This window comes from Salmonella sp. SJTUF15570, from assembly GCF_043357055.1.
Taxonomy (GTDB): Bacteria; Pseudomonadota; Gammaproteobacteria; order Enterobacterales; family Enterobacteriaceae; genus Salmonella; species Salmonella enterica.
Window position 1 is genome coordinate 229,317 of the sequence record NZ_JBEUKJ010000001.1, and the last position, 16,359, is coordinate 245,675.

The window sequence follows — 16,359 nt, forward strand, 5'->3', positions numbered from 1 at the left end:
TTTTTGATATCAACTGGTCCGCCATCGAGGAATTGAACCCCGAACCTTAGAGGTAGAAGCTCTATGCTCTATCCGGTTGAGCTAATGGCGGAAGAAAAATTACGCGGCCATTTTAAGGCAGGCGTCTGCGCATTGGCTGCATGCCCGCGCGCAATTCTGGCAATGGTCGTGATCGTGCCTTGCACACTCTTCGGCGCAGGCTTTGCAGATATCCGCGCACAGGCGGCATAATTTTTGTGAGTACTCGCTTTCCAATGCCATAAATTGCGCCGCCAGGCGACAAATGGCCGCACATTGCATATCTAACTGGATGCAGTGCTTCATCATTTCGACGTTATCTTCACGCAGACAAGAAGAGGCGCAGATATCACACGCCGCCGCGCATTCATAACACTGCTCAATACACTCACGATGTTCTTGTTGCATAAATGACTCCTTATTTTATTAAGAGGAGTAGATAAGTCTGCACAGAAACGCCGGGATAGCCAAACGGCTACCCCTCTTTTTCATGCTTTTTGAACAAAAGTGCTGAATAAAACAGCAATAGTAAAGCCGGAAATCGGCCTCCGTGATGTGACGTCTATACTGTAATGTTCATCTGCTTTTCATCGGAGGTAAAATGGAGTATTTAGCACGACTAAATATCGTTGCGATGCTGATGTCAACGACGTTCTGGATCAATCTGGCGGTCGTTTTTTTCGTCACCCTCATTACTTACTGGCTCATCAACTGGCTACTTAATGTGGTCTATAAAGCGCTACAACGCCCGGATAAAAAGGATGATGCTCATGGGCGGCTGCGGCCTATTGTTTTCGAGATGCTGAAAAAGACCAGTAAGATGCTAATCTTTTTTGCCGCATTTCTCTTTAGCCTGCGCTTTGTCGCCCTGCCCGACCGGTTATTCTCTACCCTCTCTCACGCCTGGTTTTTAGTGGTTGCGATTCAAATGGCGATTTGGCTTGATCAGGGCGTACAGTCATGGATGCGTCATTTACTGTATGCCCCAGGCTCCAATAAAAACCCGGTGACGTTAGTCATTCTTGGTATGATTTTGCGCGTGCTCGTCTGGTCTATGATGTTGCTCTCCATCCTGGCGAACGTCGGCGTGGATATTACCGCACTGGTAGCCAGCCTCGGCGTGGGCGGTATTGCTATTGCCCTGGCGGTACAAACCGTTCTGAGCGATGTCTTCGCTTCGCTGTCGATTGGTTTCGATAAGCCCTTCGAGATCGGCGATTTCGTCGTCTTTAATGATGTAGCCGGTACGATTGAACATATCGGTTTGAAAACCACTCGCATCCGTAGCCTCAGCGGCGAACAGATCGTTTGTGCGAACGCGCAGTTGTTGCAGCAAACCATACACAACTATAAGCGGATGCAAACGCGTCGTATCGTGTTTACTTTTGGCGTCGCCACTGCGACACCGCCGGAAAAGTTACGCCTCATCGGCGATATGGTGAAAAAGATTATTACCGATGTCGGCGAAACACAATTCGACCGCGCCCATCTACTGGCCTTTGGTCAGGATCGGCTGACCTATGAGGTAGTGCATATCGTCAATACCGCGGATTACAATAAATACATGGATATTCAGCAAGAGATAAATATCCGTATTATTGAAAAACTCATTGAGAATGATATCGAACTGGCGCTGCCAAGTCTGGTCGTTAGAGCCCCTGTACAGGTTGAAGAGACCAGGGGCTACAGTAATACCGCTGATGCAAAAAACGCAGATAAACGCGTCATGCAATAAAATCTCTGCCGACAATACCGGGAACCTATGGGTTCCCGGTGCGTTAACGGCGACACGGCAATGCGGGGAAACGACTTGCGGCTATTCCACCTGTAAATGGCGGGTACAGACTTGATCAAGTAGCGCAGACTGATGACTAATCACCAACATCCCTAATGAACGGCTGCGGCACACCTCAAGCACGTATCCCCATATCGCTTTTTGAATAGACGGATCGAGTTGCGCCGTCATTTCGTCGGCAATCAGAAAACGCGTTCGTGGGTCAAGCGCGCGCAGTATCGCAATACGTGCCAACTCCCCGCCTGAGAGCTGCATTGGCCGACGCGTCAGCCACTCGGGCTGCACATGCAAACGCCTCATCGTTTCCGGGTCAGGCTGCCAGGCATCACGTACAGCGTCTCCGGCGCTTCGCCAGGGATTAAACGTCAGTTCAGGATGCTGGGGGACAAGCTGTACCGGACAATACTGATGCAGGGGTAACGGGCTGCCGTCCAGCAGAACGTCGCCCGCCGTCGGCTTTTGCCATCCGGCCAGGACGCGCCCCAACGTTGTTTTCCCCGTTCCGCTTGGCGCATGAATTCCTACCCGTTCACCGGCAGAAATCGTAAACGTCAGGTTCTGCCATAAGACTTTCCCGCCCTGACGAATAACGAGGTCGCGGCAGCTCAGCATTCTATTCCCTCTCCGGTTGGCATAAATAACGGGTTTAGTTCAGGCAATGCTTGCCATTGCCGTTTTAACGGCTCACTCATCTCTTCCGGCTGTAACTGCTCGCAGCGGATATTGTCCGTGATATAACCCTGATGCAGCGCCACAATGCGATCGGCATACCGCGCCGCCAGCAGCAGGTCATGAGTCACCCACAGCACGCCGCATCCCCGCTCGCAGAGACCTCGCAAGTGCTCAAGCAACTGGTTTGCCAGTGCGGTATCAAGCCAGGCGGTGATCTCATCCGCGAGGATATAACGAGCCTGGCTGAGCGAGGCGTGGCACGCCAGAATTCGTTTAGCCATCCCACCGGAGAGCTGGCGGGGAAAGCGTTCCAGGACTGTCGGTTCGAGATCGCTTTGCTGCAATAGCTGTACCATCTGCGTCTCATCCCAGGCGCGTCCGGTCAGATGACATGCTCTGCTCAAATGTTTTCTGATATTCAGCATGGGATTAAGCGCCTGTACCCCCTGCGGCACGTAGCTAAACGTATTGCCCCTAAGCTGCCTGATGGTATGCCTGTCCAGCCGGTTGCCATCAAGCGTAATTTCCCCCCGAAAGCGTAAATTTTCCGGCAGCAGATCGAGCAGACATTGCAGCAGCAGACTTTTGCCCTCCCCGCTGCCGCCAACCAATGCCACCATTTCGCCGGGCGCGATATCAAAAGAGACATTCTGTAATAACGGCGACCAGCGTCTCGCGCCATACCAGCGATAACGCGCACTTTCCAGCGTAACCTGTTGTAAACTCAGCATACGTCACTCCTTAGCCACAGCCGCTGAGTGGCGCGCGCAAACTGATCGAAGAGCATCACCAGCGTGAATAACATTAGGCCGGGAAACAGCACCAGCCACCAATTTCCATGGCTAATAAACCGTAACGCATCCGCCAGCAACAGCCCCAGCGAGGGCTCATGCGGCGCCAGCCCAAACCCTAGAAAACTTAATGCCGCGCTGTGTAATACCGCATGAGGAAACATCAATAACGTTCCCGTCAACCATTGCGGCAATAGCGCCGGAAAATAGTGATATCGCCAGCAATAAAGGTGTCCATGCCCCAGACGATAGGTCAATGTCAGGTAGTCACTCTGCGCTACCCGCTCCGCGTCGGCGCGCAGAATCAGCGCCAGACGGGGCCAGTGCGTTAACGCCACGGCCGCAATGACGCCGCTTTTACCGCCGCCGAGCGTAAAACAGATAAGGATCAGCAAAAGTAAATGCGGCATGGCGAGCATAGCATCGGTTATCAGCCGCATCAGGAGGTCCAGCCGGGGATGAATGCGCGCCACTGCCGCCATCACTAGCGCGATAACGCCGCTGCACAGCGCGGCGCCAACGCCAATTTGTAAACTGGTGAAGGCCCCCTGAAAGCAACGAAGCCATACATCACGCCCCAGATTATCGGTGCCAAACCAGTGCTGGATATCAGGCGACAGATGCCGGGCAAGCAGATTAACCTCTGGCGGCTGGCTCAACGTGGCATAACCGTATCCGGCAATAAACAGCAGACAGGTAACGGAGAGGATCAGACGAAACAACGTCGGGGCAGGATTATAGAGCATCGGGACGCTCCAGCGATCGATTAAGCACCACCACAAGCCAGGCTGAAATCGTATTTCCGGCAAACACTAATAGCGTACAGAATAAAACGATCCCCATGAGTAGCGGGACATCGCCACGCAGGCCGGCATCGATAGTGGCCTGTCCCAGCCCCGGATACGCAAAGACTTTTTCTGCCAGTAACGCTCCCCCCATCAGTTCTCCCAGAGAAGCAAACTGTAAACAGAGTGCTGGGGTAATCGCATGACGTAACACCTGGTGACGTAACAGCGACCATCCTTTATCCCCCTGAGCGCGCGCAAAACGAATAAATTCGCTCTTCATTACGCTGGCTATTTTTTCTCGCGTATGCAGCGCAATTTGCCCCATGCCCAACAGACTTAACGCACATACCGGCAACACAAGATGGCGTAAGCGTTCCGATAAAAGAGCTGTTCCTGCATTATTTCCGGGGTCCCAGGCGCAACAAACAGGTAATACCGGCCAGCGGACGGCAAACAGCGCCAGCAACAACATGGCTATCCAGAAAGTGGGCAACGATGACAATAAGTAGCTGATACGGCAAATCATCTTATCCGGCCAACGGTGGAGAAAACGTCCGGCCAGAAAACCCAATGTCACGCCCAGCACACCAGACAATAGCCAGGCGCCTGCCAGCAGCGCGAATGACGTCGCAAAACGTTCCCGGATCACACTGGCGACAGGCATGTTGAACAGCATGGAATACCCCATGTCGCCCTGGAGCAGACGCCAAAACCAGTGACCGAAACGCTCCCACAGCGGCTGGTCAAGCCCCCAGCGCGCCGCAATCCGCGCATATTGTTCTGGCGGAACATGGAGCAGATCGTTGCCAATATAAGCGCGGATAGGATCAACGGGCGAAAAGCTAAGCAAAATGAAGGTGCCGGCAGCCACCAGCACCAACAGAATAATCAGCCGCAAAAAATGACTGAAGAACAATTTCATCACCGACAGGTCCAGGTCCAGTCATCAAGATTGTTTAACACCGACCAGCTACCGTGGATTTCTGGCGCGCCTTTTCCCAGATCAATACAGGGGTTGGCCAGATAGGTATGCTGAATATTAAGCAGCCATGCCCATGCCGCATCGCCCTGGACGCCCGCGCCCTGCTTCCCATCCCACTCAACCTGCTGCCAGAAAGGGATCGCCTTTTGCCAGTCAGGCGCATCTATAGCCTGTTTCAGATGTGCTTCTACCGCAGGGTTGCTGTAATAGCCCGGGTTATAATATTCCACACCAGCGGCTTTCCCGCTGTAGTGATGGAAGAGTTCCATCGGGTCCAGACTTCCCCAGCCAAACAGCGTAGGGTTAGCGTGCATATGGCGCTCTACGGTTTCCCAGCTTCCCGATTGCAACGAGACGACAATGCCTAAAGGCTGCAACATGGCGCGCACCGCCTCGGCCAGATCCCGCCGGGTGCTGTCGCCACTGGCATACCATAAGGTCAGACGCGCTTCTTTACCTGCTTTTTCACGCACGCCCGCACTGTTTATCTTCCAGCCAGCCTCTTCCAGGATGGCGCGCGCTTTTGCAATATCGCCATCGCTGAATACCACTGAAGGATTTTGCCACGGCAATCCCTGCACCGCGCTATAGGCGGGTATCGCATGGCCTTCCATCACCTGTTCCGCCAGTTGCTTACGATTAATGGCATAGTTAATTGCGCGTCTGATAGCGACATCAGCGGTTACATCGTTGCCGACAGGATAACCGTTAGCATCCTTTTTACCGGCAGGCACCATCGGGAAGACAATGCCCCGGTTTTCAACGCTATCGCGTACCCAGAGTTTAAGATTATCCTGCTGCGGGGCCACCGCCATAGAAGGGGCAATGCGCACCAGACCTAACTGTCCGCTGCGCGCGGCGGCATAAGCATTATCTTCATCCAGAAAGACAAAAACCAGCCGGTTAAAGTCATTCTTTTTACCCGCATACCAGGGATTAGCTTCAACGATCAGTTGCTGACCCGGCTGAAAGCTGACCAGTCGGTATGGACCGGCGCCTATCGGTTCGCGGGCGAACGTTTTTTCATCATAACGGCTGGCCGGAACAATCCCTAACGATCCTAATACATTCACAAAGGTGCTCTGCGGATGGCTCAGCGTCATCTCAATTCGGCGCGCATCCAGCGCTCGCGCATGGCTAAAATTGCCCATGTCAATTTTACCACCGCTCTTCGCCGCTTTGTTGTATGTAAATACGACATCTTCGGCAGTTAATGGCGAGCCATCGGAGAATTTCAGCCCGGGCTTTAAGGTTAGCGTCCAGATTTTACCGTCGGGGCTGGTATCCACTTTTTCCGTCAGTAAATTACCCCAACTCATGTCGGCGTTTTGCTTAAGCAACGGCGCATGAAGCAATAAGTAGCTGCCGTGGCTCCAGCCCAGCATAGGATCAAAGCCTTCCGTTGGCTCAGGGCCAATGGCCAGCTTCAGGGTACGACCGTCTGCCGTGTCCGACGCGGCGAAAAGCGACGAAGTGAATACCAGAGTCAGCGCGCACGTCACGAGCGCCAGTTTGCCTTTAATCATCAATTTGTCCCAGATTATGCGTTGTTTTTGTTTCTCCCGGCGCAGCATAAACGTCGGGAGACCTCCTGAGGACGGCATTATGGCGAGCATTTGTAATGAAAAAATTGACGCAGAACAGAAAGTATGACGATCTTTTAAAAACATCATACGCACAAACGTCGGGAGCGCCAACGTGGGCTAAAGGCCGCTTTTGACGGGGATAAAACGCAAGGGAAATGACGCAAGGAATACCGGGTTAATTAACGCCATCTTATTCTCTTATTTCCTTTCTATTCTGTATTACGTCTTCCCATCCGACGCTGTTCATTTTCTCAACGTTATTAGTCAGTACTGAAACGTAAGAAGGTATCGTAATTAGCGCTTCCTGGCTTTAAACCTAAACCAATATTAAACGAACCGGGCGTTAATGAAACTTACCAGCAGAACGCCAGTCATATGGCAACCCGATGAAATGACATGCTATGGAGTCCAACCGAAAAATGTTAACGCCGCCAGGGCTCGTGATGATTTTTTTAGCCGTACTGTTCTCATTGCTGACAGGATGCGCAAGTTATAAAAACACGGCATGGGGAATATATCCGGCTTCAACGGATATTTGTCCATCAGGTACGACATCAACAGGAGGGTGCAAAGAGTAATATCGCATATTTAATATACACCACTTTTTAAATGACTGTCCGGACATTTTCGGACGGTAAGTTTTCTATTAATTTATAATGGACTAATCCCATGACAAATAAAAAACACATTTTTTCAATTATCTTTATTGGTTCTCTTTTAACGGGGTGTGCTACAGGACCATCACCGACAGGGATTGGCTTATATACGGATGTTAAAGGGCCAATTACTGCCACGAGTCTCCCGGCAACCAAAACCGGTAAAGCGTGTGCGCAAACGGTATTGGGTATTGTAAATACCGGCGACGCATCTATTGATTCAGCGAAAAAAGCGGGCGATATTTCTTTAGTGTCGAGTGTTGATTATGAAACTACAGGCTCATATCCGTTTTATGGTAAAACCTGTGTTGTCGTAAGAGGACAATAACAACAGTAAGCCGGCGATGCCGCCGGCTTTTTATCCCATTTTACGTGCCGCTATCTCTGTCTGTTCCTTGCGACTCAGCCCCCGCTTTAAGGTTCTGTTAAGATTTTACGCATACCCTACAAGCAGTTGTTAATAAAGGATAATAATAATGGCACATTTCTCAAGACTGCAAATAACGCTTCACTGGTTAACACTGCTCCTGACAGGCATCGCATATGCGGCTATTGAGTTACGGGGGTGGGCGCCAAAAGGCTCCAGCGTTTACCTGTTTATGAAAGACATGCACTATGACATGGGCGTTCTGGTCTGGGCGCTGATGTTTTTACGGTTATATCTTAAACACAAATACCCGGATCCGGTCATTACGCCTCCCCCTCCTCACTGGCAGCACGTAGCCGCTAAATTAATGCATATCGCGCTTTATCTCACTTTTCTCGCCTTACCGCTGCTGGGCGTCGCGATGATGGCGTCAGGCGGGAAAAGCTGGAGCTTTTTTGGTTTTACTGTACCGGTATTTTTGACGCCAGATAGCACCCTAAAATCGGATATAAAGCGTATTCATGAAATGCTGGCCAATATCGGCTATTTCCTGATTGCCATGCATGCAGCAGCGGCGTTGTTTCACCATTACATACAAAAAGATGATACATTTTCAAGGATGTTACCCGGTAAATCATGACTATTTCGGCCATCCCGGCGTGAGAGAGCACGCCGGGCAAGGCATTATTATTCCAGCGCTATCGGTTTCGACTGATAGCGCCTTACACCGTTTGTAATCGACAATATACGATATTTTTCCGGTTCCACGTGTAGGTGATATGTACGACGCCGCCCTCGCTAATAATAGCAGGATAAGAATACTCACCGCGGTCACTTTCCAGGTCCAGTAGCGGTAGCCATGATTCGCCATTATCCTGGGAAGCAATCAGTGAAAGCGGATAGCGCTTTCCCCAGTTGCCGTTGACCGGATTTAACGCAAGAATCAGCGTACCGTCCTGCATACTAACCAGATCGATACCACTATTATTATTCGGTAAAGATGTCGCGCGGGCAACAGACCAGGTAGCGCCATAGTCGATTGAATCACTGCGAAAAATTGCCCCGCGTGTGCTTCGTAACAACATATGGATATGCCCTGGAGAAGACTCCCACAGCGTAGGCTGAATAACGCCATCCCAGCGCAGGAGGTTTTCCAGACAACATTCCCACAACACCCCCTTTTTTATACCATCCCACAACGCTACGTTTGTCCCGGAAATAGCGTTATCAGGCTCCAGCGGAACAAAAGAGATATTCCAGTGTTTTCCTTCGTCAGAGGATCGATCCACAAATGCCCTCCACCGTTCAGGACTTTCAATCGACCCTGGCGCAATCCAGGCGCCATTTGATGCCAGCAGGAGTTTATTTTTTACGGGACCGCGCGGCAAAATATCATCGTTGACCAACGGAGCTGGCGTACTCCAGGTAAATCCTCGATCGCTGGAGGTGATAAACCAGGTTTTCCACACGTGTACGTCGCTGCCTACTTTATAAAATAACCACAATTTATCCGACGGGTAAAATAACACCGGATTCCAGTGCGCTTCCCCCTCGCGTGCCGCCACTCGCTGCGGTGTTGTCCAGATATTATGTTCATAGCGAGATAGCCAGATGGCTGTATCTTCGCTTCCTTCGCACAACCCCGCGAACCATGCGGCCACGAGCGTACCGCACGGTAGGCGAACAAGCGTAGAGGCATGACACTGGAAGGACTCGGTTCCGCTTTCCGGTAAAATGACCTGTCGATTGACGAGCGCTAATTTCATACCTGCCTCGATTAAATAAGGTAAAAAGCATCAGCTTTTTTACGTATGAAAGTAGTGTTAGCAGAAATAGCATCAACGCGGTGAAAACGATCAACCGCTATACGAATTTATGTTCAGGTATCGCGCCCATAACAGGCAGAATGTCGAGAGTGGACAAAAATTGGACTGACCTCGCGGATAATTCCAACTTACCGCCGTCCAATGGCGACGAGGTCAGTGGCACGGGATAATATAGAGGTCAGGGCTATAATATTTAGCGATCTGTGCCTACAAGCATGACGGGATACTTTTCGCTACAGACAATGAAGGCCCGTCTAAACGGGCCTCCATTAATGCTTTTATGATTTATGTTCAATCGCCTTTGGTTTGCTTTCTATGGCAATTTTTTTCGGTTTCTCGCTTTCAGGGATCTCCTGGTAAATCTCGACCAACAAGAGGCCCTGTTCCAGTTTCGCATTATTCACCTTAGCATGTTCAGGCAAAGAAAAACTCAACTGGAAATCCGCCTTACGAATACCACGATAAATCCAGTGCGTCTGATCCTCTACCGTCTCTTCAGTGTGTTTACCCGTAATATTCAGGTTGCCGCCAACCGTTTCAATTTCAAGCTCTTCCTCTTTCCAGCCAGGAACGCTCACGGTAAGCAGATAGTTATTCGCATCGCGCTTTTGCAGATCGTAAGCTGGCGTCGCAGTGACTGGCGTATCTCCTGTTAATTGACTGAAAAGTCTATCAATACGGTTGAAACGGTCAGAGAAAAGAGAATCAGCAAACACGGGAAGTGCTGACAAGGTTCTGAGTGCCATCATTAACCTCCTGAATCACTATTCAAAAGTTCAACATCAAGGCAAGCATTGCTTGTCCACTGACTACATAGGGACGGGAAAAACATTTTCAAGTCTATAAAAGCCTTTTTTTAGTCACGAATTTAAGTGGTTAACGAAAAATCTCATCCCGTTCATTGCCATTTCCGCTGTCCCTTCATCTTTACAATTTTTCTCCACCAGTACAATTGATAATGATTATCAATTGCATTAATGTATACAGGTTGGTTATGGCAGTGACCAACGCCCTTCTCCATTATCAAACCCAGCGCCGCCTTCGGGCGGCCTTTTGGGAGGAAATATGGTCGCCAAAAATAAAATTCACGGTCGTCGTATTCGTCAGTCTCTGCAACAGTTACATCATCGTTGTCTTTTTCAGCAACTGGCGGTAAGCCCACCAGGAGCAAAATATGTTTCAGTCACCGCTGAAACAAAAAACTGGCTTATTCATCTTGTGACTTCAGAGGGCCGTTAGCACGCGGTAGTGACTGTCCATGTTGTCGCTAAAATTTTAATGAAATGACATTTATACACCTACAATTTGCGCCCGGCTGCTCCGGGCGCCATACCTGAAGATATGACACCCGTTGCCAACTGACAGGAGTTTTAGTTATCGTCTCCGGCGTAGAAAACTTCGATATCTTTATTAAACCATTTATCAATGTTGTGCCACATCAGACAACCGGTCAGAAAACTTGCGATCAATATCCCTCCTATAAGCCACTTTTTCACATATACTCCTGAATAACCCCTGTTGATGCCATTATCTGATCGATAATAAAAAGACCATCATTTGAAGAAATAGTTTCACTGACAGATACCGTATGAAACGAGACAGTGAACAGTACCGTTTTCTTCGGTTTTTATGCCATAGTATTGAGCAGTGGTGACAATCATTTTCCATCGCGCCATAATGCTTTGCAGCCTATAGTTTATGATTTTAAGATTTGTCTACTCATCACATATGTCAGTGATGGATAAATTATAATACGCTTTTCTGGCGCACTTTTCGTCAGTAAACAGGAATACTACAGCATTCATCGTATTGATGCCGCTTTATCTCCCGCTCTTCAGGGAATTAACGACAATTTTATGCACAAAGGATACTAATGATGAAACGTAAATTGATCCCATTTACCCTCTTTCTCGCTGCGCTTAGCGCCAGTTCCACATCTATAGCAGCTTCGCAGGAGATTTCTAAATCTATATACACCTGTAATGATAACCAGGTTATGGAGGTGATTTACGTCAACACCGAGGCTGGAAACGCCTATGCGATTATCAGTCAGGTAAACGAGATGATCCCGATGCGGTTAATGAAAATGGCCTCCGGAGCAAATTACGAAGCCATAGACAAAAATTATACTTATAAACTTTATACCAAAGGCAAAACGGCTGAACTGGTGGAAGGTGATGATAAACCTGTTCTCAGTAACTGTTCCTTAGCTAACTAACCTTCAGAAATGCCTGAAGGCTCATCAGGCATTTCCACTTCAACCTTCCTGTAACGTAACGTTAAAGAATATGTGAATCACTACCGTAGTATAATGGCTAATTAGTAACCACTTTTAAGCATGGTTAATCCTATTTTTAAAGAAAAGTTCGAACTGTCTGAATTGTCGTTGTTGAGCGTTTAAATGTTTTGCTTTATTAAGTGACCCAGGTAGAATTCGCAGCGGCTGGTAACCATTCATATTCGCACTATTGAACGATCACCGGCCAACCGCGCCAGGGTCTTGCATACGCTCTGGCGCGGTTAAATCCCCAGGCCATAAACGAAATCACTGGTTTCTGCTATTGATCGTATCTTTCAAGTTAACCTGCATTATGCTTGCCCACCTGATGTAAAAAGACACCGCTCTGAACCATAGGGTGTGAATTTTATTTTATAAAAAATTGCGGTGCCGGGTGCCTCCCGGTGAACCATACCACAGTCAATATGGTTCGCGAGGAACATTAACTATTTGACTGGACGCCCCGCCGCAAAGGGGGATTCACCGCATAAGAAAAATCTACAACTCACAAGTAATAAAAGACAATAACATTTTTGTGCATTTTTTATAAATGACTATCTTGTCACGTAATAAATGAAATTATTCTGTAACAGGATTGCAAGACAATACTTATTCAAAACTGAAGTGGTCAGTGGGAGTCGAACCCACATCATCAGCCTGACACTGAGGTAATAACATTATACGATAACCACATTGGACCGCCACCGAGGCCTCGAACCTCGCACCATCAACTTAGGAGGTTGATGCTCTATCCAGCTGAGCTAGTGGCGGCTGGGGACTTCTGCCAGGCGCAAAAAAGGTGCTCTCCTGGATAAAATACATACCTTGCTACTTTTCAGTAGTCGTTCAACGGCAGGTACAATATGCGAAGGCGGTCACAAAATCTTGATGACATTGTGATTAATTCCAGGAAAATTTTTCAGAGTGAATCTTGTGAGATCTGGCGTTATTTACACCAGATTTTCCTTCCTGCTTATCACCTGCCTGAGCAACCTTGATTGCTTACCACAACCCCTTATCTGTGCTTATGCTGGTGAGATGTTATGTACAGCGTCACTATGACGAAGAGAGAAAAGACAGGCAGGTACGTGTTACTGGTAAAGAAGCCCTGTTTTGTGACTGGCGGTGCGGAAGGCGAACCTTCCGCATAGCTTATGCTTTTCAGAAACGGTATCCAACCCCGACGTTGAAGCCGTTTATTTTTGTAGAGGAGATGTTGCTTCCTTCATACCCAACATCGACGACGATATTCTCCAGCGGATTCATCTGTACACCCGCGCCCCAGGCAAATCCCGTTTTCCTTGAGGAAATTTTGTTAGAAAAAGAATCGCCATCCTGAGTGGAATGTTCTTTAAATGTCGCCTTTACCGTGCCGACACCCGCCAGCGCGTATAACGAAAAATTGTCAGACAATCGATAGGCTGGCCCAACCATTAAAGAACCGTACTTCACCTCAAACTTGTCATGGTAATGAATACCTTCAGGCTCAACAGACCCGGAAGCCTGTCTGTCTCCATATAAGTAACTTAGCGAGGAAATAAAACTTACCGGAGAGTCATCCTCATAACGGTATTTCACATTTACCCCTCGGATATTTTTGAAATCCTGAACTTTACTTTGTGCATACCCCACGGAAAAGGCGTTAGTATCGGCCTGTGCAACATTTACAACCAAAACGCTTGTAGTAATAACTAAAGTGGATAAAATAATATTTTTCATAACAACTCCTTAATACTACTTATTATTTACGGTGTATTTAAACACCTGCAGTACCGATCCGGCATTCAGTTATCGCCACTATGCCGAATCGACAAAACCACGAATAATTCACCACTATCGCTCCTGATGCGTTTACTTCCTGAAAGATATTTTTACTACCAAAGCGCTCTATCGCTCATTAAGGTAACCGGTTCTACAATGTCATCTAACTTTTATAGATTTGAATGCTAATTTTTCTCACGCATATATATTTAACAGAAACCATAAAGTGTTAAGCCACTATAGAACAACAAACTCGCCATACAACTATTTGATATTTAAAGAAAAAACCTCACAACCACATTAAGAAACCTGACGCCGATCGGCTAAAACATGTCATTAAGCAAACTCGCCATATAACCAGAACATCTCGCATTGTGCTTCACAGTCCTCACGTGACGCTCCAGCCGCAATACCGTATATGCCATCGCAGGCGCTGTAATCATATTCACCATGATGCTTAGCACGATTTATTCCCGCTCCGATTTAATCTTTTAATATGTCTATCAGTTACAACATTTCTTGTTATAAGAATAGAATCAACACCACAATTCCAACATAAATATCACCTGTGTTGAGAGAGAATTTACATTCCAGAAAAATAATAACGAACGCAAATATTGAACACGCGATAAAAAAGTCTATTTCGCTATAAAACCCATTATTATTAAGAGTGATTAACTCTTCGTTGAATAAAAAATGCCAGTGACGTTCCATAATTCATTAGATGAACTTCACAAGTCATTACATATAACAGGAGGTGCTATGAAACATCATGCTTTTATGCTTTGGACATTACTTATTTTTTCATTCCATGTTTTGGCCAGTTCAGACCATTGTTCTGGTTTACAACAGACATCATGGGAAATTTTTATCTACGATTTTGGTAGTAAAACCCCGCAACCACCTACAAATACCGATAAAAAGCAAGCCAGGCAGATTAGTTCACCACCCTGTCCGACGGCAAACCCCATGATGTCCGCACCAACCAACGACACCAGGAAAGGGAATACTTTCTCCAGAACATAATGTTATTTATCTACAATGGTGCCGAACGACTACTTTTAGCCATCCGGAAATCTTGATTGCCATCAAATATAGCTGGCATTATTTTTCCTGACGTGTATAGTGCGCCCCGTTATCCCCATTAAGGAATTTGTTTGTCTCGTAAAATGACAGGAATTGTCAAAACCTTTGATTGTAAAAGCGGTAAAGGTCTCATCACCCCCTCCGATGGACGCAAAGATGTTCAGGTCCACATTTCAGCATGTCGCCAACACGAAACAGAAGCGCTTATCCCCGGTATACGCGTTGAGTTTTGTCGTATTAATGGCCTCCGCGGACCTACCGCCGCCAACGTTTATCTTTCATAATTCGTCACTCGGCATTTTTTCAGAAAAATTTAGCGAGTACGTATACCTCCGCAGTTTGCTATGAGGCTTTGCCTGAAAGGCTGCAGAATGTTTTCAGTGGCGAAAATCTAAAGGATTTATTTTGCTAATGACTCCTGTGACCTCTTTTATCATATATCGGGTGCCCCCCCTTCTCACTTTGTTTAACGTGAAGAAATGTACAGCCGTTTTTCACTGTGATAGCATCTAATATTGCAAAAGTATTTAACGCTATATACCCATCGTCACAGGAGTGGCTGGCTGCGCGCATTTAACCGAAGTATTTATGTGATTCTATCGGAATTATCTCTATTGCCGCTCAATGCTACGTCATATTCAGTGGGTATAAATCGCCAATATAGTTGTAACGCTATTTATTTTTAGGGTAATAATTGAATGACTTTGCTTTCAGGAAAAACCACACTGGTTCTCTGCCTCTCCTCTATTTTATGTGGATGTACGACGAACGGCTTACCCACACCTTATAGTATTAATTTGTCGTTCCCGGTCATTACACAAAACCAGATTAATTCCGGTGGTTATTACATAAATGACGCGGAACAAATTCGGACAACTGATGGTCTGTGCCTTGATGCAGGCCCAGATCAACAGAATCGTTTGACGCTGCGGGAGTGTAAGCATGTGCAATCTCAGCTTTTCTCATTTCACCGAGACAGAATCACGCAGGGTGAGAAATGTCTGGATGCCGCAGGACAAGGTACAAAAGAAGGCACACCAATCATTCTTTATTCATGCACGGGTAATGATAACCAGCGCTGGCTCACTGATGATAACAAAATTAAGGGGAAACAGAGCCGAAAATGCCTGGGCACAAATAGCATTATTGTCAGAAAAGGCGACCCTGTTGTGTTGGCCGATTGCGATTTTAGTCGCGCCCTGGAATTTACCATCAGGTAGCAGGACATCGCTGTGAAGAGAGGGCCGCTAACCTCATGACACAACAACAGGTTAGCGACCTTTTCTTCCACGTGCGGTCACGTCCGCAACGTCAGGATGACAAAACGGCGGCTAAACCTTGACACCAGTTATATACCCAGCTTAAATACTGGTCATCCAACCAGTAAAAAGGAAATGGCGATGTTCGTCGAACTCGTTTATGACAAGCGAAATGTTGAAGGTTTGCCAGGCGCACGCGAAATCATCCTCAATGAACTCACAAAACGCGTACATCAACTTTTTCCCGATGCGCAAGTGAAAGTTAAGCCAATGCAGGCGAACGCATTAAACAGTGACTGTACAAAAACCGAGAAAGAACGACTGCACCGTATGCTGGAAGAGATGTTTGAAGAGGCTGATATGTGGCTGGTCGCCGAATAACGCCCCCTCCTGCGAAAGCGACATGTCCGATCGAAAACAGCGCCCTGAGGCGCTGTCTGTGACGATATAACGCAAACGCCACCACTCAGAACATGTTGTTGTTGATACCTCAG

At 47.7% G+C, this 16,359-nt stretch carries 19 protein-coding genes and 2 tRNA genes; 8 read left to right on the forward strand and 13 right to left on the reverse strand.

The features are described 5' to 3' along the window. Positions 1 to 14: 14 nt before the first annotated feature. Together ABVN44_RS01205 and ABVN44_RS01210 are read right to left on the reverse strand one after the other, a co-directional pair. Positions 15 to 91 (reverse strand) — tRNA-Arg (locus ABVN44_RS01205). Between the two features lie 8 nt (positions 92 to 99). Continuing rightward, the gene (locus tag ABVN44_RS01210; RefSeq protein WP_001183699.1) at positions 100 to 426 is read right to left on the reverse strand and encodes a four-helix bundle copper-binding protein; all 327 of its coding nucleotides are present in this window, start codon (positions 424 to 426) and stop codon (positions 100 to 102) included. A 193-nt stretch (positions 427 to 619) separates the two neighbouring features. Here ABVN44_RS01210 and ABVN44_RS01215 point away from each other — a divergent pair, with 193 nt between their 5' ends. Next, a complete protein-coding gene (locus ABVN44_RS01215) occupies positions 620 to 1,753 on the forward strand; it encodes a mechanosensitive ion channel family protein (protein WP_048348862.1) in 1,134 nt (377 codons plus the stop codon). An 81-nt stretch (positions 1,754 to 1,834) separates the two neighbouring features. Here ABVN44_RS01215 and ABVN44_RS01220 read toward each other — a convergent pair whose 3' ends face one another. The 5 genes from ABVN44_RS01220 to ABVN44_RS01240 are packed head-to-tail and all read right to left on the reverse strand — an operon-like array spanning position 1,835 to position 6,620. Then, complete coding sequence (locus ABVN44_RS01220; RefSeq protein ID WP_000947459.1) at positions 1,835 to 2,425, reverse strand: ATP-binding cassette domain-containing protein; 591 nt, start codon at positions 2,423 to 2,425, stop codon at positions 1,835 to 1,837. Next, positions 2,419 to 3,216 (reverse strand): ATP-binding cassette domain-containing protein, encoded by a 798-nt coding sequence (locus ABVN44_RS01225; protein WP_000950209.1) that lies wholly within the window; start codon positions 3,214 to 3,216, stop codon positions 2,419 to 2,421. The genes ABVN44_RS01220 and ABVN44_RS01225 overlap by 7 nt, the downstream gene beginning before the upstream one ends. Beyond that, positions 3,210 to 4,022 (reverse strand): ABC transporter permease, encoded by an 813-nt coding sequence (locus tag ABVN44_RS01230; protein ID WP_000966638.1) that lies wholly within the window; start codon positions 4,020 to 4,022, stop codon positions 3,210 to 3,212. Before ABVN44_RS01230 ends, ABVN44_RS01225 begins: the two co-directional genes overlap by 7 nt. Then, the gene (locus ABVN44_RS01235; protein WP_001520270.1) at positions 4,012 to 4,986 is read right to left on the reverse strand and encodes an ABC transporter permease; all 975 of its coding nucleotides are present in this window, start codon (positions 4,984 to 4,986) and stop codon (positions 4,012 to 4,014) included. The genes ABVN44_RS01230 and ABVN44_RS01235 overlap by 11 nt, the downstream gene beginning before the upstream one ends. Continuing rightward, the gene (locus ABVN44_RS01240) at positions 4,986 to 6,620 is read right to left on the reverse strand and encodes an ABC transporter substrate-binding protein (RefSeq protein ID WP_000946087.1); all 1,635 of its coding nucleotides are present in this window, start codon (positions 6,618 to 6,620) and stop codon (positions 4,986 to 4,988) included. The genes ABVN44_RS01235 and ABVN44_RS01240 overlap by 1 nt, the downstream gene beginning before the upstream one ends. Positions 6,621 to 7,301: 681 nt before the next feature. Here ABVN44_RS01240 and ABVN44_RS01245 point away from each other — a divergent pair. After that, positions 7,302 to 7,616: a TRL-like family protein gene (locus ABVN44_RS01245; protein ID WP_000182479.1), complete on the forward strand. Its 315-nt coding sequence runs from the start codon at positions 7,302 to 7,304 to the stop codon at positions 7,614 to 7,616. Positions 7,617 to 7,764: 148 nt separating this feature from the next. Next, entirely contained in the window at positions 7,765 to 8,295 is a 531-nt protein-coding gene (locus ABVN44_RS01250) for a cytochrome b (protein ID WP_000929974.1), read from the forward strand. An 82-nt stretch (positions 8,296 to 8,377) separates the two neighbouring features. Here ABVN44_RS01250 and ABVN44_RS01255 read toward each other — a convergent pair whose 3' ends face one another. The 4 genes from ABVN44_RS01255 to ABVN44_RS01270 all read right to left on the reverse strand — a co-directional run bounded on the left by ABVN44_RS01255 (position 8,378) and on the right by ABVN44_RS01270 (position 10,977). Beyond that, a complete protein-coding gene (locus tag ABVN44_RS01255; RefSeq protein WP_000761735.1) occupies positions 8,378 to 9,421 on the reverse strand; it encodes an exo-alpha-sialidase in 1,044 nt (347 codons plus the stop codon). 338 nt (positions 9,422 to 9,759) lie between these two features. After that, entirely contained in the window at positions 9,760 to 10,227 is a 468-nt protein-coding gene (locus tag ABVN44_RS01260; RefSeq protein WP_001218120.1) for an Hsp20 family protein, read from the reverse strand. Between the two features lie 152 nt (positions 10,228 to 10,379). Beyond that, on the reverse strand, positions 10,380 to 10,652 hold the full coding sequence (locus tag ABVN44_RS01265; protein WP_000927827.1) for a hypothetical protein: 273 nt from the start codon (positions 10,650 to 10,652) through the stop codon (positions 10,380 to 10,382). A 199-nt stretch (positions 10,653 to 10,851) separates the two neighbouring features. After that, positions 10,852 to 10,977: a lipoprotein gene (locus tag ABVN44_RS01270; protein ID WP_000758947.1), complete on the reverse strand. Its 126-nt coding sequence runs from the start codon at positions 10,975 to 10,977 to the stop codon at positions 10,852 to 10,854. A 377-nt stretch (positions 10,978 to 11,354) separates the two neighbouring features. On the opposite strand from ABVN44_RS01270, the gene ABVN44_RS01275 reads away from it, so the two are divergent. Next, positions 11,355 to 11,699, forward strand: coding sequence for a c-type lysozyme inhibitor (locus ABVN44_RS01275; RefSeq protein ID WP_000977722.1), 345 nt, complete (start codon positions 11,355 to 11,357; stop codon positions 11,697 to 11,699). Positions 11,700 to 12,453: 754 nt separating this feature from the next. Here ABVN44_RS01275 and ABVN44_RS01280 read toward each other — a convergent pair. Both ABVN44_RS01280 and pagC read right to left on the reverse strand, forming a co-directional pair. Further along, positions 12,454 to 12,530, reverse strand: a tRNA-Arg gene (locus ABVN44_RS01280). Between the two features lie 390 nt (positions 12,531 to 12,920). After that, entirely contained in the window at positions 12,921 to 13,478 is a 558-nt protein-coding gene (pagC, locus tag ABVN44_RS01285) for a virulence membrane protein PagC (RefSeq protein WP_000789471.1), read from the reverse strand. An 804-nt stretch (positions 13,479 to 14,282) separates the two neighbouring features. On the opposite strand from pagC, the gene pagD reads away from it, so the two are divergent. From pagD to msgA, 4 genes are all read left to right on the forward strand, one after another. Further along, complete coding sequence (gene pagD / locus ABVN44_RS01290; protein WP_024148494.1) at positions 14,283 to 14,546, forward strand: virulence protein PagD; 264 nt, start codon at positions 14,283 to 14,285, stop codon at positions 14,544 to 14,546. A 131-nt stretch (positions 14,547 to 14,677) separates the two neighbouring features. After that, complete coding sequence (gene cspF / locus ABVN44_RS01295; protein WP_001537306.1) at positions 14,678 to 14,890, forward strand: cold shock-like protein CspF; 213 nt, start codon at positions 14,678 to 14,680, stop codon at positions 14,888 to 14,890. Positions 14,891 to 15,304: 414 nt separating this feature from the next. Beyond that, entirely contained in the window at positions 15,305 to 15,826 is a 522-nt protein-coding gene (locus ABVN44_RS01300; RefSeq protein ID WP_001520581.1) for an RICIN domain-containing protein, read from the forward strand. A gap of 180 nt (positions 15,827 to 16,006) precedes the next feature. Next, positions 16,007 to 16,246, forward strand: a complete 240-nt coding sequence (gene msgA / locus ABVN44_RS01305; RefSeq protein ID WP_000497451.1) for a virulence protein MsgA — start codon at positions 16,007 to 16,009, stop codon at positions 16,244 to 16,246. Positions 16,247 to 16,359: the final 113 nt, after the last annotated feature.